The organism is Mesorhizobium sp. M0771, assembly GCF_040320155.1.
In the GTDB taxonomy this organism is placed as follows: domain Bacteria; phylum Pseudomonadota; class Alphaproteobacteria; order Rhizobiales; family Rhizobiaceae; genus Mesorhizobium.
Genome location: NZ_JAMYPC010000016.1, coordinates 1 through 17,913 on the forward strand (window position 1 = coordinate 1; position 17,913 = coordinate 17,913).

Annotated in this window: 21 protein-coding genes and 3 tRNA genes; 14 read left to right on the forward strand and 10 right to left on the reverse strand. The window is 63.2% G+C overall.

Annotated features, from left to right (window positions below; all coding sequences use genetic code 11):
• Window positions 1–94 precede the first annotated feature (94 nt).
• On the reverse strand, window positions 95–1,657 hold the full coding sequence (locus NKI05_RS22205; protein ID WP_081725507.1) for a DUF2778 domain-containing protein: 1,563 nt from the start codon (window positions 1,655–1,657) through the stop codon (window positions 95–97).
• Between the two features lie 644 nt (window positions 1,658–2,301).
• Here NKI05_RS22205 and NKI05_RS22210 point away from each other — a divergent pair.
• Together NKI05_RS22210 and NKI05_RS22215 are read left to right on the forward strand one after the other, a co-directional pair.
• Window positions 2,302–2,688, forward strand: coding sequence for a cytochrome c (locus NKI05_RS22210; RefSeq protein WP_352793239.1), 387 nt, complete (start codon window positions 2,302–2,304; stop codon window positions 2,686–2,688).
• A gap of 130 nt (window positions 2,689–2,818) precedes the next feature.
• Window positions 2,819–3,241 carry a hypothetical protein gene (locus NKI05_RS22215; RefSeq protein ID WP_023684778.1) on the forward strand — a complete coding sequence of 141 codons (423 nt, stop codon included), beginning with the start codon at window positions 2,819–2,821 and terminating at the stop codon, window positions 3,239–3,241.
• A gap of 144 nt (window positions 3,242–3,385) precedes the next feature.
• Here NKI05_RS22215 and NKI05_RS22220 read toward each other — a convergent pair whose 3' ends face one another.
• Window positions 3,386–3,589 (reverse strand): hypothetical protein, encoded by a 204-nt coding sequence (locus tag NKI05_RS22220; protein WP_023713401.1) that lies wholly within the window; start codon window positions 3,587–3,589, stop codon window positions 3,386–3,388.
• On the opposite strand from NKI05_RS22220, the gene NKI05_RS22225 reads away from it, so the two are divergent.
• Complete coding sequence (locus NKI05_RS22225; protein ID WP_245261756.1) at window positions 3,530–3,853, forward strand: hypothetical protein; 324 nt, start codon at window positions 3,530–3,532, stop codon at window positions 3,851–3,853. The two genes, NKI05_RS22220 and NKI05_RS22225, sit on opposite strands and share 60 nt — an antisense overlap.
• A 106-nt stretch (window positions 3,854–3,959) precedes the next feature.
• On the opposite strand, the gene NKI05_RS22230 is transcribed toward NKI05_RS22225, so the two are convergent.
• Together NKI05_RS22230 and NKI05_RS22235 are read right to left on the reverse strand one after the other, a co-directional pair.
• Window positions 3,960–4,892, reverse strand: coding sequence for a dimethylarginine dimethylaminohydrolase family protein (locus tag NKI05_RS22230; protein ID WP_023711883.1), 933 nt, complete (start codon window positions 4,890–4,892; stop codon window positions 3,960–3,962).
• 19 nt (window positions 4,893–4,911) lie between these two features.
• Window positions 4,912–6,513, reverse strand: a complete 1,602-nt coding sequence (locus NKI05_RS22235; RefSeq protein ID WP_031205206.1) for a zinc-binding metallopeptidase family protein — start codon at window positions 6,511–6,513, stop codon at window positions 4,912–4,914.
• A gap of 83 nt (window positions 6,514–6,596) precedes the next feature.
• Here NKI05_RS22235 and NKI05_RS22240 point away from each other — a divergent pair, with 83 nt between their 5' ends.
• The 6 genes from NKI05_RS22240 (at window position 6,597) to NKI05_RS22265 (ending at window position 12,270) form a co-directional block, all read left to right on the forward strand.
• Window positions 6,597–7,493, forward strand: coding sequence for a LysR substrate-binding domain-containing protein (locus tag NKI05_RS22240; protein ID WP_352793164.1), 897 nt, complete (start codon window positions 6,597–6,599; stop codon window positions 7,491–7,493).
• 103 nt (window positions 7,494–7,596) lie between these two features.
• Entirely contained in the window at window positions 7,597–8,688 is a 1,092-nt protein-coding gene (locus tag NKI05_RS22245; protein WP_023814898.1) for an ABC transporter ATP-binding protein, read from the forward strand.
• An 83-nt stretch (window positions 8,689–8,771) separates the two neighbouring features.
• Window positions 8,772–9,887 (forward strand): ABC transporter substrate-binding protein, encoded by a 1,116-nt coding sequence (locus NKI05_RS22250; protein ID WP_023814899.1) that lies wholly within the window; start codon window positions 8,772–8,774, stop codon window positions 9,885–9,887.
• Between the two features lie 21 nt (window positions 9,888–9,908).
• Window positions 9,909–10,742 (forward strand): ABC transporter permease, encoded by an 834-nt coding sequence (locus tag NKI05_RS22255; protein WP_023670301.1) that lies wholly within the window; start codon window positions 9,909–9,911, stop codon window positions 10,740–10,742.
• Window positions 10,742–11,548: an ABC transporter permease gene (locus NKI05_RS22260; protein WP_023814900.1), complete on the forward strand. Its 807-nt coding sequence runs from the start codon at window positions 10,742–10,744 to the stop codon at window positions 11,546–11,548. The genes NKI05_RS22255 and NKI05_RS22260 overlap by 1 nt, the downstream gene beginning before the upstream one ends.
• A gap of 137 nt (window positions 11,549–11,685) precedes the next feature.
• Complete coding sequence (locus tag NKI05_RS22265; RefSeq protein ID WP_352793236.1) at window positions 11,686–12,270, forward strand: LysE family translocator; 585 nt, start codon at window positions 11,686–11,688, stop codon at window positions 12,268–12,270.
• 46 nt (window positions 12,271–12,316) lie between these two features.
• On the opposite strand, the gene NKI05_RS22270 is transcribed toward NKI05_RS22265, so the two are convergent.
• Together NKI05_RS22270 and NKI05_RS22275 are read right to left on the reverse strand one after the other, a co-directional pair.
• Window positions 12,317–13,207, reverse strand: coding sequence for an alpha/beta fold hydrolase (locus NKI05_RS22270; protein WP_023814901.1), 891 nt, complete (start codon window positions 13,205–13,207; stop codon window positions 12,317–12,319).
• Window positions 13,207–13,542: an antibiotic biosynthesis monooxygenase family protein gene (locus tag NKI05_RS22275; protein WP_023814902.1), complete on the reverse strand. Its 336-nt coding sequence runs from the start codon at window positions 13,540–13,542 to the stop codon at window positions 13,207–13,209. The genes NKI05_RS22270 and NKI05_RS22275 overlap by 1 nt, the downstream gene beginning before the upstream one ends.
• A gap of 127 nt (window positions 13,543–13,669) precedes the next feature.
• Here NKI05_RS22275 and NKI05_RS22280 point away from each other — a divergent pair.
• Window positions 13,670–13,743, forward strand: a tRNA-Cys gene (locus NKI05_RS22280).
• A 20-nt stretch (window positions 13,744–13,763) separates the two neighbouring features.
• On the opposite strand, the gene NKI05_RS22285 is transcribed toward NKI05_RS22280, so the two are convergent.
• Window positions 13,764–13,840 (reverse strand) — tRNA-Arg (locus NKI05_RS22285).
• 60 nt (window positions 13,841–13,900) lie between these two features.
• Window positions 13,901–14,206, reverse strand: a complete 306-nt coding sequence (locus tag NKI05_RS22290) for an ETC complex I subunit (RefSeq protein ID WP_023670294.1) — start codon at window positions 14,204–14,206, stop codon at window positions 13,901–13,903.
• Window positions 14,207–14,379: 173 nt separating this feature from the next.
• Between NKI05_RS22290 and NKI05_RS22295 the strand changes: the two genes are divergently transcribed.
• From NKI05_RS22295 to NKI05_RS22310, 4 genes are all read left to right on the forward strand, one after another.
• Window positions 14,380–15,564 carry a flavin-containing monooxygenase gene (locus NKI05_RS22295; protein ID WP_023695547.1) on the forward strand — a complete coding sequence of 395 codons (1,185 nt, stop codon included), beginning with the start codon at window positions 14,380–14,382 and terminating at the stop codon, window positions 15,562–15,564.
• Between the two features lie 51 nt (window positions 15,565–15,615).
• A tRNA-Pro gene (locus tag NKI05_RS22300) sits at window positions 15,616–15,692 on the forward strand.
• 179 nt (window positions 15,693–15,871) lie between these two features.
• Window positions 15,872–16,240, forward strand: coding sequence for a hypothetical protein (locus NKI05_RS22305; RefSeq protein WP_352793168.1), 369 nt, complete (start codon window positions 15,872–15,874; stop codon window positions 16,238–16,240).
• 336 nt (window positions 16,241–16,576) lie between these two features.
• Window positions 16,577–16,837 carry a hypothetical protein gene (locus NKI05_RS22310; protein WP_023689056.1) on the forward strand — a complete coding sequence of 87 codons (261 nt, stop codon included), beginning with the start codon at window positions 16,577–16,579 and terminating at the stop codon, window positions 16,835–16,837.
• A 307-nt stretch (window positions 16,838–17,144) separates the two neighbouring features.
• Here the strand turns inward: NKI05_RS22310 and NKI05_RS22315 are convergent, their stop codons facing one another.
• Together NKI05_RS22315 and NKI05_RS22320 are read right to left on the reverse strand one after the other, a co-directional pair.
• Window positions 17,145–17,561 (reverse strand): type II toxin-antitoxin system VapC family toxin, encoded by a 417-nt coding sequence (locus NKI05_RS22315; RefSeq protein ID WP_023814903.1) that lies wholly within the window; start codon window positions 17,559–17,561, stop codon window positions 17,145–17,147.
• Window positions 17,558–17,812 carry a FitA-like ribbon-helix-helix domain-containing protein gene (locus NKI05_RS22320; RefSeq protein ID WP_023670289.1) on the reverse strand — a complete coding sequence of 85 codons (255 nt, stop codon included), beginning with the start codon at window positions 17,810–17,812 and terminating at the stop codon, window positions 17,558–17,560. Before NKI05_RS22320 ends, NKI05_RS22315 begins: the two co-directional genes overlap by 4 nt.
• Window positions 17,813–17,913: the final 101 nt, after the last annotated feature.

Below are 17,913 nucleotides of genomic sequence, written 5' to 3' on the forward strand. Positions count from 1 at the left end.
GCCTACTGCCTACTGCCTACTGCCTACTGCCTACTGCCTACTGCCTACTGCCTACTGCCTACTGCCTACTGCCTACTGCCTACTGCCTACTGCCTTACGCTCCCCGGCCTTCCTGAGCGACCCGCGTCAGCGGCTTGGTCAGGCGCGGCACGACGACGAGGCGCTTGATCTTGCCTTTCTTGTAGGCGGCAAGGAAGCGGGCGTAGTCCTTGAAGACGACGCAGCCATTGGACTCCGCACGGCCGCCGCGCAGCATGTAGGTGTGGGCGAGCAGGCCGTCGCGACCGTACTTGTTGCCGCCGCTGACGGGAGTGAGACGGAGCGCCTCGACGCCATGGAAGCGGGATTCTCGAAGACGCAGATCATAGGTGTTGGGCGGCGTCGGGCCGACATTCTTCTTGTGCACGAAGCGCGGCTGGTCGACCATCGAACCCAGCCCCGAATGGGCCTCCAGCCGCGAGCCGTCCGGCATATAGACGGTCTTGGCCGAGATATCGTACACGGCGACGCCGCCGCCCATTCCGGGCGTGGCGAACAGATCCTTGAAGGCGCGACCGACACCGCCCGCCGGGACGTCCGGCTTGGCATAGGCCAGCATCTCGCCGGCCTCTGTCTTCGACCGTTTGCCAGGCTTGATCCGGCTTGATTGGATGCTCTGGCTTTCTGGCACGCCAGGCAGTGCGGCAACCTCCGAAGTACTGCGTGGCGAGCGCGGCGACGAATTGCCCGGCGACTGGGGTGCGGGGCTCTCGGCCGTCCTGTCGGTCTGTGGCTTGGCTGCCCTGGGTTTGCTGGCTTGCCGAGCCTCGGCAGGCTGAGCGGTTTCGGCGCGTGGACGCCAACCCGGCAACGCAATGTTGTCGGGCAGATCGTCCTGCGGCGGCAGCGAAGCGACCTGAACCTCGGCCTGCCCAGGATCCTGCGCACCGGCGATTGCTGCAACGGCCGCCGGCGGGGCCAGCATGTCAGCGTCTTCCGGCAAGCTGTTGGCCAGCGCCAGCGCCAGGCGCGACGAGCGTTCGATCTCAGCCACTTCCGGCCCAAAGCGTTCCGAGGCCGGGCCATGCTGATCGGGCAGCCGGACTTCGGCGAAACGGGCAGCGACCGGAAGGCTGGCAAGCATGAAGGGCGCATTCGAGGCCTTGGCGAAGGCGGCAGCCAGCTTTTGCGGCGACAGCTCTGCCTTGGCCACCACGCCGTCGAAGCGCATGCCGCGCGAAGTGGCGAGAGCGACGCTGGTGTTTGGCGCAATGTTTGAGGCGACACTGCTCGGGGCCACAGCGTGCGTGGCCGGCTTCAGCCGCGCCATCTTGCCGTCATGCGCGAAGTTCGCGGCGGCATGCGCGCAGCCGGCGTCGCATTGGCTGAGCAGCGAGGCCTGTGATTTTTGCGCCGAAAGCCGCGGCGCCCACGAATTGGCGAGGCTGCGGCGCGAATCGGCAAGTGCTGCGTTCGGCAGAAGCAGACTGTGCGGAAGGCTGTTGGAGGCTGCGGTGAGCGAGGTACCGAGCGAATAGAGGCCGGCCATGGTTGCCACCGACCACAGCGCCAAGGCCGCGCCGACAACCGGCACCACCACCCAGCGCTGGCCGGATCTCTTCGAAGTCAAACCCCGTTCAGGAGTGTCGCCCCGGTCTTTCAAACGCAAAAACGCCATACAACCACTCTCAATCGGCATGCAGGCTTGCGACCCTCGCATCCGTGACATCCACAGTTCGCTGGTGCCCCCTGCACCTTTCGCGTCTGTTGCCGATTGAATCAAAAGATGGACAAAGTTGGTTAACCAATCCCTCCATCAGCCACCGATTATGCGGCGCCTGATACGAAAAAAGAGCACTCCATGGTCTGCGCCACGGTAGAATGCTCTCCCTCACCCCCGCCTTGCTGCCCGTTTTTGCGATCCAAGTCAAGGAAACGCTGCGTCAGCTTGCTGCAAGCCTGTGCTGATTGCCCGCTGATCGGCCTCCTCAATCAGTTGACCTTCCGGTGGCTGGAAGGTCTATCTGCTCAGAGACGGAGACCTCCGGCGACGGAAATTTACCGATGAGAACCGGCATCACGACCGAAGAATCCGACTGCAGGTCGAACCCCTGCTGCGGCTGGCTGAGCACGGATGGATGGGGCAAGGACATGGCGCCGTGAGATGGACTGTGAAAGCGGCGCTGCTGTGGCTGGTCTGTGCCCTTACGATGGGCGCCTCCGTCGGCAGCGGACCGATCGTCGCGGCCCGCCAGGCGTCGATGAAGGAGATGGCGGCGGCTGCGAAAACCATTGCCGGCATGTTCGACCGCAGGCAAGCCTATGACGCGGCAGCCTTCAAGGCGGCAGCGGACACGCTGCGCGCGCACCGGCCCTGCCCTGATTGCCGAATTTCCGAGCGGCTCGCTTGGACCGCCTTCGCAGGCCAGGCTGGAGATCGATCAGTCACGGGCGGAATTCGAGGCCCTGGCAAATCAGATCGGAACGCTGGCCGACGCTCTGGCCGCCAAGGCCGAAAGCGCGCCGGCCGTCATCACCGATGACATGCGCATGGGCACCGGCCTGGCGATGGGCGGCGGCAGCCTGCTCGGCAAGCGCTCGATTCCAGAGGAAGCCGATCCGACCAAACTGCCGGCGGAGCATATCCTGCATCTCATCCTGCAGGATTGCTCGACCTGTCATTCGAAATTCCGGCAAAAGGTACAGTGAAGCGACATTATCCGGCGGAGCATTTTCTTGCTGGCCTGCGCCACAGTCACTTTGCATACAAGTAAATTCGTTTGTGCTAATATATCGCCGGTCGTGCATATCCATGCATGACGAGCATCGGGAGGATGCAATGAAAACCATGAATCGCAGGTCTGCAATTGCCCTCGGTCTGACGACCGCCGCGGTAGCGCCTTTGTTCACCTTGGCGGCATCGGCAAAAATCAAGAAATACGGCCCGAAAGAGGGCAAGGAGATTGCGCCCGGTGTCAGGGTGGTGGAGGTCGGCACCGGCAATGCAGACATTCCCGCCTACAAGAGCATCGCAATTATCGACGTTGTGTTTCAGCCCGGAGCACATGCTCCTCAAACCGTGATGGACAACGACATGGTGTGCACCATTACCTCAGGTGCATTCACGATCAAGAAAGCGGACAAGGAATTCAAGCTCAAGACGGGTGATATGTACACCTGCTCCAAGGGCAAGACCGATGAAGCGACGAATACAAGCAAGGAGGTCGGCGTGCATCGCATCGCCGTATTGATACCCGCATAGCAGATGGAATTCCGGCCGGACCACGCCGTCGCGAGTCCGGCCGGCCAGACGAGGCGATCTCGTTCCGTCGTCAGCGCGGCCATCTCACGCCAGCCACTCCCTGATCGCCGGGCGGGCGGGAACGGCGCGCATGTGGTCTTCGCGCTATGGCTTTGTTTGGGCATGATCTTTTGGGGAAGCTGGCTTGGTTTCAAAATCAACGGCTAGGTCGAATGGCTGATCAATCAGCGCATCCACGTAGCCAATACGGAGATCGAAAACCGCACGAGTTTTGCCGGCCACCAGGCGGTGTTCGAGGCGATCGAGCGCCGCGACCCGGAAGCGGCCGGCCAAGCGATGCGGGCGCATCTGGAAAACGCCCGGCGCAAGTTCAATTCAGGTTCGGGCAGATTGGACCGGCAGACGCGGCAGCGCTCTGGCGCAAAGCAAAAAGCCCGCCGTTCAAAGCCGGCGGGCTCCCTTCAATCATACAGCGCGATCCGGTCGCCGATAACCAGGACGACCGAATTTCGGCCTTCAGCGGCTGGTTGCGCTCAGGGGGCGGGCTTCGACGGGTTCGAAGCGACCAGCGATCCCAGTTTGCCGGCTTTGGCCAGACTCGGCCTTTCGTAGGTTTTTTTCACAGAATCCCTCCTTAATAGCATCAATTTCGTCTGCCGGGCCCGTTTTGTCAAATCTGGCAGCAGTCCGTCACAGGTCCCGGCGGCAATTCGTGCCGTTACGCCGGCTCGCGCTTCAGCGCCTGCGCCATGCAGTGAATGCCGCCGCCGGTCTTGGAAATCTCGCTCATGTCGACGGCAGCAACCTCGAAGCCGCGCGCTTTGAGTTGGCCGATCAGCGACTGGCTCGACGTCGGCGCGATCACCCTGTCCTTGCCGAGCGACATGAAGTTGCAGCCGAGCGCCATCGTGTCCTGGAAGGGCACGTCGATGATCTCGTGGCCCTTGCCCTTCAGCCAGTCGACGATGCCGGGCTCGGTGCAGGCGAGGCACACCGCGGTGAGCTTCTCGGCGATCGGCACCACCATCAGGTCGATATGGACGTAATATTCGTCGATGAAGGCGAGGCGCGTTTCCCAGCCTTCCTTTTCGAACCAGTCCTGCACCTGGCGGGCGCCCTCTTCCTGCGTGCGGGCGCCGCCGCAGCCGATCAGCACCACGCCCTCCTCGATGACGTTGAAGTCGCCGCCTTCGAAGGTGCCAGCCGTGACCATGTCGTAGATGGGGATGCCGAGCTTTTCATAGGTGCGGATGGCGGCATAGTTCTCGCCGCGCCGCCACCAATTGGCCATGGCGGTGATGAAGGCGCCGTAGGGCGTCATGACGCTGGAGTCTCTGGAATAGACCTGCATCGGCAGTTCCGGCGTCGGCTCGTGCCAGTGGATGTTGACGCCGAAATGCTCGTAGGCGGCGACGAGGTCCTTGTGCTGCGCCTGCGCGATCTGGACGTTGCAGGGCGCTTCGCGCAAATGCTTGCGCGACAGCGAGCTGGTCGAGAGGTGGCGCAGGAAGTTTGGCGAGCCGAGCAACACGTCTGTCAGCACGTCGGTCTCGTTGGCAAAGCCCCATGACGTCAGCGGCTTGGTGCCGCCGGCGGGATTGCGGCGCTGCAGCGAGAACGGTTCGGCGATGATGCGATCATGGACGGTCATAAGGTTCTCCTCGATTTGACTATGCAGCTTGATTGGATTGGCTGCTCGGAATCCACCAATCGCGCCCCCGCGCGGTGGTGACATATTCCGGCCAGCGGAAATTGATCGGCGGGTCATAGTCGCAAAGCGGCGCGATCCAGTTGGAGCCACCAATGCCGCCGCCGCTGCGGGTGACGAATTCGTCCATGGCCGCATCGCGCGCGGCCTTGTCCTCGAGCAGGCGGAGGGCTGCAAGCGCAACCGTCTTGGCGGCGCAAATGACCATCGGGTCGATGGTGGCCGAGATACCGCCCAGCGCGTTCATCGCCCAGGATGGATAGGCATGGCCATTCGCCGAGCGCAGCGCCGGGCGAGCGACATAGAAGCGTGCGGTCGGCGTGTGCCACGACATGTCGGTGTAGTCGTCGGAGGTCGAGTTGATCTGCGACGGAGGCAAATCGCGGCGCAGGATTGCCTCGGCCTCTCGCGGCGCAACCAGCCGCTCCATCTCGTCGATGAAAGGGTTGTCGGTTGCGGTGCCGCCGGCATTGACCTGGACCTCGCGACCGATCGCTTTCGCCGCCTCGTCCCAGTTCGGAGCGCCGACGGTGGACAGCGCCTCATAGGCAATCCTTGCCATGGCGTGATTGGCGAGGCCCGGCCGCGACTTCGACACCCAATAGCGCTCATAGCGACAACCGCTGATCGCCGCGGCCGCGGCCGCATTACGGTCGAGCACCGCGGTGACCTGCTCTGCCATGGCAATGGTCGGCACGCGGATCATGTACTGGATCTCGGCCAGCCCCGCCGGCAGATTGTCGGCGGTCGCCTGCCCGGCGGTGAGGATCGCCTCGCTGATCGACCAGCCGCCCTGGTGGGGTAGCATGGAATCGCGCAGCGCCTTGGAGGCCATGTACATCGTCATCAGCGCGTCGTTGGCGCCGGGCGCCCGCACCGCCGAATGCGCCTGCGGGATCGGCGCGCCATCGCTTGCGCGAACCCAGTTTTCGGGTTCGTCGCAGACAAAACGGTAGATCATCGCATAGGCGGCGCCGCAATGCGTGTCCCAGCGCGCCGTGTTGCAGAGCGGCAGCATATAGAAGGGGTGGAAGGAGATCATGCCGGCAAGGCCGTCATAGTAGCCCTTGGCCGCATGGATCGGCTTCGAGCCCCTGACCTTCTCGGCCGGCTCGCCGGTGAAGCGCAACGTCCCCTCGATGCCGTGGCGTTGCATTGCCGCCTTGGTGGCGAGAAGTCCGCCGAGGCCAGCAATGCCAAGCCCGGAATGCGGATCGGTGTGGCCGCCGGCCTCGCTGCCGAGGCCCGGCCGCGATCGCTTCACCGTTGCCGCGTCCTGGCAGTTGCCAGGCACGGCGTCGTATTCGCCGTACATGCCGATGGTCGGCCCCGGGCCATTCGTCCAGTGGGCGCAAAAGGCGGTCGGCATGCCGGCCGACCCTTCCTCGACCGAAAAGCCCTCATGCTTCAGCCGCGCGACATACCAGGCCGCCGACTGGTATTCGCGCCAGGCTGTTTCGCCGAAATCGAAAATGGTGCGCGTCCACGCCGACAGCGACGGCTGGATGCTATCGAGACAGGCAAGCGCGGTGGCTTGCGCCGAGGTCGTCACCGGTTTCTCCATGCGGCCCAAGAAAGCAGTGAAGCGGCATTGCAAAAAGTGATATGTTTTTCCGGTTCATGCAAATTCGGTTCACCTGAGGCCTCTTGCGAATACCTTCCACACAGGCGCTGCGCGCCCTCGACAGTTTTGCCCGTCACGGCAGTGTCTGGCGCGCAGCCGATGAACTGCACTTGACCCGCAGCGCCGTCAGCCATCAGTTGCGGCTGCTCGAACGCGACCTCGGCTTCGACCTGCTGGAGCGCATCGGCAAGGGCGTGGCGCTGACACCGCGCGGCCAGCGCTATGCCGCCGATGTGAGAAAGGCGCTGACGGTGCTCGGCGATGCGGTGACGCGCCAGGCCGGCACGGGCGTCGGCGGTTCGTTCGCCGTTTCCTGCACGCCGGGCTTCGCCTCTCTGTTCCTGTGCACGCACATCGGCGAGTTCCGGCAGATGTATCCGGACGTGGCGCTGTCGATCCTGACGCCGCGGCGGCTGGACGATGTCAGCAATCCGGACGCCGATGCCTTCATTGCCTTTGGCGTCGGCAACTGGTCGAACCGCTCGGTGGAGTTGCTGTGCGAAATCTCGTTCACGCCACTTTGCAGCCCGACACTGCTCAACAAGGTCGGCGGCTTTTCAAAACCGGCCGACGTGCTGCGCGCCAATCTCCTGCATCTCGGCGACACCGAGGACTGGGCGCGCTGGCTGGCGCTGTCCAAGGTGGAAAACCCCGACACCGAAGGCGGCATCTTCTTCTCGGACATGAACCTCGTTTTTTCCGCGGCGATCGCCGGCCAGGGCATCGCCATGGGCGACGAGCTGACCAGCCGCCGGGCGCTGAGCGAAGGCCGTCTGGTGCGCCCCTTCGACATCGCGATCCCCTCGCCGCGCTCGTATTTCCTGGTGTCGGAACATGCCAAGGCCAGCCACCCGGTGCTGGAAGCATTCAATGGGTGGTTGAGGTCGAAGCTGTCGGAGAACCGGATCAGCCCGTACTAGCCTCCCATCCGTGAATCAAATTTGCCGATCAGGCGAAAACTATTCGGTTGCGGTGAGCCGGCGCACTGCCCTACGCTCAAGCCACGATCAAGGAAGAGGCAGGATGCAGCAACCCGGCCGGGCCGCAGAGATCAAGGCAATCGGGATCGGCAAGAGCTTCGGCTCGTTCCAGGCGCTGGACGATCTGACGCTCAATATCGGCCGCGGCGAGTTTTTGACGCTGCTCGGCCCCTCGGGTTCCGGCAAGACCACCTTCCTGATGATTCTGGCCGGCTTCGTGCAGCCCACCGTCGGCAGGCTTTTCAGCGACGGCGTCGATATCACCGAACGGCCGGCCGAGCAGCGTGCCGCCGGCATGGTGTTCCAGGGTTATGCGCTGTTTCCGCATATGTCGGTCGAAGCCAACATCGCTTTCCCGCTCAAGGTACGCAAGAAATCGGCTGCCGAGATCAAGCGCCGCGTTGCCGAGATGATCGAGCGCGTCGGCCTCAAGGGCCATGAGACGAAACTGCCGGCGCAGCTTTCCGGCGGCCAGCAGCAGCGCGTGGCGTTGGCCCGCGCTTTGGTGTTCGAACCCGGCGTGCTGCTCCTCGACGAGCCGTTCTCAGCGCTCGACAAGAGCCTGCGCGGCCAGATGCAGGCCGAGATGAAGCGGCTGCATCAGGAGACCGGCACCACCTTCGTCTTCGTTACCCACGACCAGAGCGAGGCGCTGGCGCTGTCGTCGCGCGTCGCCATCTTCAACCATGGCAAATTGCTGCAGGTCGGTGCACCGGACGAGGTGTATGACCGGCCGGCCAATCGTTTCGTCGCTGAGTTCCTGGGCGAGATCAACATGCTGCCGCTCAAGGGCGTGAAGCGCGCCGACAATGGCGCGACCGCGCTCTGCGAAGACCGCGCGATCACGCTGCGCGGCAATGCCGAGGCGGTGAACGGCAACGCCATATTGGCGATCCGGCCCGAGCATATGTCGATCGCGCGCGAAGCCGCCGCCGGCGAGAATGGCATCGCCGCCACCGCCATCGGCTCGACCTATCTGGGTGCGGCGACCAAACTCGATCTGACGACGCGCCAGGGCGCCAAGGTGACCGTCTCGGTGCCGAACGAGGTCGCGGCGGCGGCGCTGAGCAAAGGCAATTCCGTCTGGCTGACCTGGCCGGCGGAAAAGGGTTTCCTCCTTCCGGACGGAGGATGACGACGAGAACGGCGAAGTCTTCCAGCAAAGAATCTGGAGCGCGCCATAACCACCGGAACCAACAACGAAAAAGGGGAACTAAAATGACAGACCAAAGCAAAAAACAAGCCATGGACGCGCTATCCGCCCGGGCTGTGCGCGGCGAGATTTCGCGCCGGCAATTCACCCAGCTTGCAGCCCTCGTGCTGGCCGGCACACCGATGCTGCTGCGCTCGACCGGTGCCTTTGCGCAGGCCAAGGAGCTGGTGCTGGTCAACTGGGGTGGCGATGCCCTTACCGCTTATGACGCCGCCTACGGCCAGGCCTTCACCAAGGAAACCGGCATCACCGTCAAGATGGACGGCTCGGGCCCGACCGAAGGCGCGATTGCCGCACAGTTCAAGAGCGGCGCGCCGACCTGGGACCTTGTCGACGTCGACCCGTTCTCGGCCATCACGCTCGGCGCGCAGGGTGCGCTCGAGCCGATCGACTACGCCATCGTCGACAAGAAGAAGATGCGCGAGGGGTTCGGCTGGGAATACGCGGCGTCGACCTATTTCTTCTCCTATGTCATCGCCTATGATTCCGAGAAATACGGCAAGGACGCGCCGACCGGCATGGCCGACTTCTTCGACGTGAAGAAGTTTCCGGGCAAGCGCTCGCTCTACAAATGGGGCGTGTCGAGTTGGGAAGCCGCACTTCTCGCAGACGGCATCGCGCCGGCCTCGCTCTACCCGCTCGACCTGAAGCGCGCGCATGACAAGATCGCCGCCTTCAAGGAAAACGTCGTGGCTTACTGGGGCGGCGGCGCCGAGAGCCAGAGCGTGCTGCTCAACGGCGAAGCCTCGATGGCGATCGTGTGGTCGACCCGCGCCTCGCTGATCGAGCAGGACTCGGGCGGCAAGATCAAGTTCATCTGGGATCAGGGCCTGATTTCGCCCGGCGCGCTGGCCGTGCTCAAGGGCAACCCCGGCGGCAAGGACGCAGCGATGAAGTTCATCGCCAGCGCTCAGGATCCGCAAAAGCAACTGGTGATGTTCGACAAGCTCGGACAGGGTCCGGCCAATCCGGCCGCCGATGCGCTGATCCCCGCCGACAAGAAGCGCATCAACCCGGTCGATCCCGAAAACATGAAGAAGCAGATCGCGCTCGACATGGACTGGTACGCCAAGAATTACGGGGCAGCACTCGACGAATACACCAAGATCATCTCGGCCTGACCAGGCCGGGCACGAGCTTCGATGAGAGGCACCCTCTCCGACAGGATGGGCGCGGCGGTGCTGATGGCGCCGCTGCTCCTGTTCCTTGTGCTGGCCTACGCCTGGCCGTTCCTCGGCGTCGTCAAGTGGAGCGTCACCTTGCCGACACCGGGGCTCGGCCAGTATGGCGCGCTCGCCACCGATGCCCTGGTGCAGTCTGTGTTCATCCGCACGCTGCGCATCGCGCTGATCGTCACCGTGGTTTCCGTGGCGGCGGCATACGCCATCACCATGGTGTGGGTGCGCGGCAGCCCGGCACAGCGCATAATCGCTGAATTCTGCATTCTCGTCCCCTTCTGGATCTCGGTGCTTACCCGCGCCTTCGGCTGGGTGGCGCTTTTGTCCAACCGCGGCCTGATCAACACCTGGCTGCAATCGATCGGCTTCATCTCCGAGCCGCTGGCGCTGGTGCGCAACGAGTTCGGCGTCATTGTCGGCATGACGCATTTCCTCATTCCCTTCGCGGTGTTCCCGCTGGCCTCCGCCATGCGCAGCCTCGACGAGCGCGTGCTGCTCGCGGCTCGCGGGCTCGGCTCCAGCCGTATGCGCACCTTCTGGACCGTGTTCGTGCCGATGACGCGCTCCGGCATCATCGGTTCGGCGATGATCGTGTTCGTCTTCTCGCTCGGCTTCTTCGTCACGCCGGCGATCCTCGGCGGCGGCCGCAGCGTGATGATCGCCGAGCTGATCTATCTCCGCATCTTCCAGAGTCCCGACTGGGGACTGGGTGCGGCGATCAGCGTCGTGCTGGTGCTGTTCGTCGGCGCGCTCATGGCGCTGCTGTTCCGCTATGTCAGACCGAAGCAACTGATCTGATGCCGACCTATCGCCCCGGTCCCGTCTCCCTGATCCTCGCCGTGCTAGTGGCGCTGTTCCTGCTGCTGCCGCTGTTGGCGGTCATCCCGGTGTCGCTGACGCCAAGCCGCATGCTGGCTATGCCGACGGGCGAACTGTCGCTGCGCCACTACCGCGCGCTGATCGAGGATCCGCGCTGGCTCGACGCCATCCTGCTGTCGATCCGCATCGGCATCGTCAGCAGCGTCATCTCCACCGTGCTGGCGCTGTGCTTCAGCCTTGGCGCCTGGATGTTCCAGCCGCGATTTACCGCCGCCCTTGTCGGCTTCGTGCTGTTGCCGATGGTGGTGCCGCCGGTGGTCTCGGCGATCACGCTCTACTTCCTGCTGACGTCGATCTCGGGCATGAGTTCGTTCTTCGGCTACGACACCTGGCTCGGCGTCGCCATGGCGCATTCGGTGATGACGGTGCCTTTCGCCACGGTGCTGATCCTGGTCTCGCTCAGCCAGCTCGACCGCCGCATCGACCTTGCCGCGCGCGGCCTTGGCGCCGGCGTGTGGGAACGCGCCACGCGCATCATCATGCCCAACATCAACTTCGGCATCGTCACCGCCGCGCTGCTGTCCTTCGTGCTGTCCTGGGAAGAGATCGGCGTCACCCTGTTCATCACCTCGGTCAACGCCATCACGCTGCCGCGGCTGATGTGGATGGGCCTGCGCGACAACATCGACCCGGCGATCGCCGCGCTCTCGGTGATCCTGATCATCATCACCGTGCTGGTGCTGGCGGTGAGGACTGTGGTGGTGAAGATGCGCGGCGGGCACTGAGCCAAGGTGGCCAACAACAATCGGCGATAGCCAAGCCGCTGTGTGAAGGGCGTTACGGACGGTGAGCGCCGGGTACATTACGCGGCGTCATGGGAAACCTGCCGCTGGTGACATTTGCCTTTGTGTCGGTGCTCGGAATGGCGGTTCCGGGACCGGACGTCGTGCTCGCCATCACCAACGGCTCCCGCTACGGTTTTCGACGCGCGTTTCTCGGCATGGCCGGCGTCGTACTGTCTGATTTCGTTCTTATCAGCATCGTCGCGCTGGGCTTCGGCGCTCTTCTGCTGGCTTCGGAATTCTATCTCTCGGCTCTCAGGATGTTCGGCGCGGGCTATCTGCTTTTCGTCGCCATCGGTACCCTGCGCACCGCATCCCGACCTTCGTTCAACCCTAACCTTCCCGAAACACGCCATTCAGCCAAGGCACTCATTGGGCGCTGCTTCCTGGTGGCGGTCACAAATCCGGCGGCCTGGCTGCTTTTCCCCGCGATCCTGCCGCATTTTGTCCGCGTGGATGAGCCGATCGCGATCCAGTATGGCATCCTGGCCATTATCGCCGCGCTTGCCGATGTGTTTGTGCTGACGTTTTACGCAGCCCTTGGCGCGCGGGCTGCAAGGCTTCTGGCTGGGCCAAACGCCGTGTGGATCGACCGGTTTTACGGTATCGCCCTGCTTGGTCTTTCGAGCACTTTGATCCTGCAATCCCTCGGCCATCTGAGATAGTCGACACAGGAACACACAGGCCCGGATTTTAGCAATCGGCCCGCAGTCAGCTTGCGAAGAATCTCGACAGCCTTGCAGCCGTGTCTTCGGGGTGCTCTTCCGGGAAGAAATGCCCACCCTTGACCGAGCCGCCTCCGACGTTATCAGCCCATTGCCGCCAGATCGCCAACGGGCCGCCCTCCTCCGCATACCAGTTCTCCAACCCGCCCTCGCCGCTCCAGAGCGCAAGCAGCGGGCATCTGATGCGACAGCCATCAGCCTGGTCCTGCGCGTCGTGCTCGCGGTCGATGCCGGCGGCGGCGCGATATTCCTCGCAGATGGCGTGGGCATGGGCGGGATCACGCAGCGCCTCGATATAGGCGGCCCTGACCTCAGCGGGAAAAGCATCTGGAGCCGAGCCCCAGCCGGCGATCGCATTGTCGACAACTGCGTCGGGTGCTACGGACAACAGGCGCTCCGGCAGCGGTTCGGGCTGGGCGAGCAGGCTCCACGGCCAGAAGGCCAGCGCCAACCTGGCATCGGCCCGATCCCAGGCGGAGGCCGTGGGGACGATGTCGAGAACGGCGACTTTCGACACGGTTTCGGGATGGTCGAGCGCCAGCCGGTAGGCGACGCGACCGCCACGGTCGTGGCCGGTAACCATGAAACGGTCGAAACGGAGAACGTCCATAACCTGCACCATGTCGCGCGCCATCGCTCGTTTGGAATAGGCGGCATGATTGGCTCCGGAAGCCGGACAGCCGCTTTGTCCGTAGCCTCTCAGATCGGCGGCGACCACGCTGAAATGCGGCGCCAGGGCCACGGCGATGTCCCGCCACATCACATGCGTTTCGGGAAAGCCATGCAGGAGCAGCAGCGGCGGCCCTGAGCCACCGGCCCTGACGAAGATCGATGTCTCCTCCATTTGAACGGTCCTGGCGTCAAAGCCCGCAAACATCAGCTGCCGCCAACCATTCCGTGGCTGGAAAGGATGCGCAACACCTGGACACCCTTCGGCAATTCGATCAGGAACTCCTTGTCGCGGTCGAGATGGTGGATGCTTTGCGGATCGCCGCCGGTAAAGGCGGCCATTGCTTCGACGCTCTCCCAATAGGAGATGGTGATGAATTCCGAATGTGTCGGCGTGTCCTCGCGAAAAGTCTGCACGCCAAGCGCTTTCTCGATCAGCGGCTTGATGCCGGCCTCGTAATTGTAGCGCTCATAGGCATCGGCCTTGTCGGGCAAGGTCCTGCCGCGCCAGATGCGCGCAATGGTCGGGGTTGTCGGTGCCATCAGACATAAACCCCTGAGCGCCGGCGGCGTTCCGATCCCGACTGGTGGCAGACGGATCGCGATCCGAACCTACGAGCAGAGGCCGGCCAAGTTGACTAGCTGTCGCGGTCAATGCACAAGGAGCCATGGTCTGAGGGCGGGACGGTGACGCATCGGTCTGCAAAACCGACGTAGTGGGTTCAATTCCCACTCAGGCCTCCACACTATCTCTTTGAAGTTGTTGGCGATCCCGACAGGATTCGAACCTGTGACCATCGGCTTAGAAGGCCGGTGCTCTATCCAGCTGAGCTACGGGACCGCTGGCCGGCATTTGATATCTTGGCCGGCTGGTGTCTATGTGCCAGGCGCTGACCGCCGGTCAATGCGTCCAGGGTATCCTGCGGTCATAGCGGAAATTTTCCGCGTAGGAAATCTGCCGGCGCTTGGTCTCTTTCGGCTCCTCGACACGGAAGGCCAGCCCCTGCTTTTCGGCATAGGCCACCGCTTCTTCCCTGGTGTCGAAGGTCAGCCTGATCTGGCTCAGCATGTCGCCCGATGTGGTGTAGCCCATCAGCGGGTCGATCTTCTTGCGTTGGGCGGGATCGAATTCCAGCACCCAATGGCCGGTCTTGGCCTTGCCGGACTGCATCGCGGTTTTGGCTGGGCTGAAAATACGCGCGGACATGGGCACCTCGTAGCTGCGTTGGCGGTAGCGCCGCCTTATTTCAGTCAATACTGTGCAACACTGCCGACGGCAAGGCCGAAGCGGCCTGCAACCAGGCCGCTTCGGCAGCGGCATCGGCCCGATACACTGGCGTAGCATCAAAAGTCATGGTCATGATGGCGACACAAAGAGGCATGGACGCAGGGATTTTGCACGCCGAGGCCGACAGCCAAGCGATTTTCGACGGCGCGATCGTGATCGGCGCCGGGGCAGCCGGCTTGACCGCAGCCCATGCGCTGCTCAAGACCGGCGTGCCTGTGATGGTGTTGGAAAAGGAAGCCCGGCTGGCCGAGCCATGGCACGGGCGGCACGAGCGACTGCATCTCAACACGCATCGCGACCTTTCGGCGCTGCCGGGCGTTTCCTTTCCTGCCGGCACCCCTGCCTTTCCGCACCGAAACACCATCATCGGCCATTTGAACGAATTCCACGCCATGCACCGGCTGCCGGTCGAGTTCGGCATCGCGGTCGAGGAGATTGGCTTCGAGGGCGACCACTGGCTTGTGCGGACCAGTGCCGGGCCGCGGCTGGCGCGCCATGTCGTCATCGCCACCGGGCGCGACCGGCAGCCCTTCATCCCGGCCTGGAAAGGCATGAAGGCCTTTGCCGGACGCATCATCCATTCGGCCGCATTCGGTAACGCCAAGGCCTATGCGGGCAAGAAAGTGCTGGTCGTCGGCGCCGGCAATTCCGGCTTCGACGTGCTCAATCACCTGGTGGCAGCCGACGCGGGACAGATCTGGCTGTCGGCGCGCAACGGTCCGGCACTGCTGCCCAAGCGCCTCGGCCAGATCGCCGTCCACCGATTTTCGCCGATCCTGGCGCGGCTGCCGTTCAAGCTCGCCGATGCGGTGATGGCGGCGACGCAGCGATGGGCCTTCGGCGACCTCACGGCCTACGGCCTGCCGCCGACGCCTTCGGGCGGCGCAAGCCGGCTGGCGTCGGATTATACCGCCATCGCCACCGATGACGGCGCCGTCGATGCCATCAAGGACCGCAGGATCATCGTGCTGCCAACCGTGCGGGAATTTACCGGCGACACGGTCGTTTTCGACGATGGCGCGACGATCCAGCCCGATATCGTCATCGCCGCGACCGGCTACCGCACCGGGCTCGAGGCCATGCTGGGCAAGCTCGGCGTGCTCGACCAAAAGGGCGTGCCGCTGTTCAACGGCGCCGACAGCGACCCGAAACTGCCGGGCCTGTGGTTCACCGGCATGCGGCCAAGCATCCGTGGCTGCTTCGCCAATGCTCGCATCCAGGCCAAGGCGATCGCAGCCAGGATTGCGCGGGAGCGCATACCGCCAAGCCCCGTTTGATGTTTTAGGGGTTGCGCGACAGGGTCCGGAACCGTATACGCCGCAGGGCCTCGGAGTGTAGCGCAGCCTGGTAGCGCATCTGGTTTGGGACCAGAGGGTCGGGAGTTCGAATCTCTCCACTCCGACCATTTTTTCCCACAAAGCCAGTCCTTGCCCAAGGTATCACTCCCAAGGTCGCCAATGGCTGCCTCGCCGGTAGCGCATGGCGGCACGCATTGCCCAAGCAGCAGCCGCTCGCCGATCGGACCCTACATTGGAACACCAGTTCGCTCCGAGAGTTGTGTATGTTCAACCCAAGGAGCAAACAATGAAAACCCTTCTCATCGCCTCGATGATCGCGTTCGCCGGAACGGCGGCTTTGATCGCACCGGCGCAAGCCGCCAGTCTGACTATCCAGTCCGATGACGACGATCAATATTCGTCCGACGATGGCGATATACAGATTCTTCGCCATCACCAGCGCCACAAAGACTATAGCGACGACTATGGCGACGACTACAGCGACAACCAGGATGGCCAATGGCGGCGCGCCACCATCGCCATCACCGCTGCCATATCGAACTGGTCAGGCACTGGCGCCATCACCACAGGGTCGTCGAAGAGGTCAGGGTCTGCGGCTGATCCGATCGCTTTAGACCTGCTACGGCCGAGTTTGGCGACCGGAGCACCAATCTGACCTAAAGCGCGTCTCATTTGAACGGACTCACGCGACGCGCTTGAGGTCTTGTTTGATGCATGTTTGATGCATGCGGTTCTCTCAAAACCGGGGCCACTTGAGCGACATGCATCAGGCGCCCGTGTCATCGAACAGCATCCCTTCGGCGGGTTTGGCTGAAAATCGACGCAGGGATAATCCCCTCGCTTCCACCTCTATCGCCGGTCTAAAAGCGCGTCGCGCTGAAACGTATCCAGGCGACGCGCTTTGATTTTTGTTTTGATGCATGTCGTTCTCTCAAAACCGGGACCACTTTTGAGCGACATGCATTAGACTCCGGGCAAGGGGAGATTCTGGATGCTTGGTCTCGAGGCATGGCTTTCGCTGATTGGCCCTGCCTACTTCGCTTACATCCGCATCACGGTTCCGTTCGTCGTCGTCTGGGCCATTATCTGTGCAGCCCTGTGGATCTGGAACAACCGGCCGAGCAAGAGGCAAGGCCGTCCCCGGTCGTGGCCCGCCAGCGTGCTGTTCTTTGTCGTCGTCGTCGCGTGCTACGTGGCAGCGCATACGGTGGTCTATCTGCTGGTCCGGTATCTGGCGGCGTTGTGGCTATAGGGCACCCTCCCGGACACTCCGGTGACTGCTCTACGAAGGTAAGCTCGCCGGGCGAGAACCCCAATCATCACTCCCGGCGAGCCTACAACCCGATCAGGAACGCGACCAGGACCGGGGTCAGCCGGCAAGTTCCCAGGTGCAAGACGGATGCCAGATAATGTTTCCCGAAATGGGACAGCGGCCCTCATGCGGCGGTGGGCACGGAGAGATCGAGTGTATTCATTCGAACACGCTGTCGTCGCTGTAGAGGAAATCCTGCGGAAACGCATGTTCGCAGCTCGCGCTCTGGTCGGGCTGCCGTACCTGATTACGGCTGCCAAGGATCGATGACAGGCACGCCGGCCGCATGGAATGGCGCCGTGTCACGCGAGGCGAGATGAAAGCCGTTTGCGGAGGCGATTGCCGCGATGTAGCCGTCGGGCACAGGAAACCCCTTGCCGGCTGCCCTCGCCTTCACTGCAAGTCGGGCATAGTGCCGGGCCGCCTCGGTATCGAAAGGCAGGATGCGCCGCTCAAACACGGCGCACACACCGGCGAAGGTTTCAGCGAGCGCAGCCTTGCGACGACCCGCCGGCATGGCCTCGATGCCGAACAGCACTTCGGCGAGCGTCACACTGGAGAGGTAAAGCGTTTCCTCGGCCTGGTTATCAAGCCAGGCCAACACAGCTTGATGCGGTTCGGGCTTCATGGCCCCCGAAACGACATTGGTATCGAGGAGGATCATTCGAACCCCAGCGGTTCGGCCGGCGCCTTGTCGCGAGCCTGCTCCAGAACCTCCACGTCTTCATTGGTCAGCCCGGCGCGTCGGGCAATGTCTGCCAGAACGGAGCCGAGTTTCACACGGCCGTCCGGCCGCACCGCGTTTTCCAGAATGTCGCGTATCTCGGCCTCGGTGCTGCGACCGTGCAAGGCCGCCCGTACACGCAGAGCTCGGTGGGTCGCTTCCGGAAGATTTCGGACGGTCACTGCAGGCATTGATATCGCTCCGATGTCATTGATTGAAAGTATCATATTGTTTCAGGTGATGTCACCATGCATGTTTTGAAAACGTCGCACGGGTGGGATCGACAATCGCC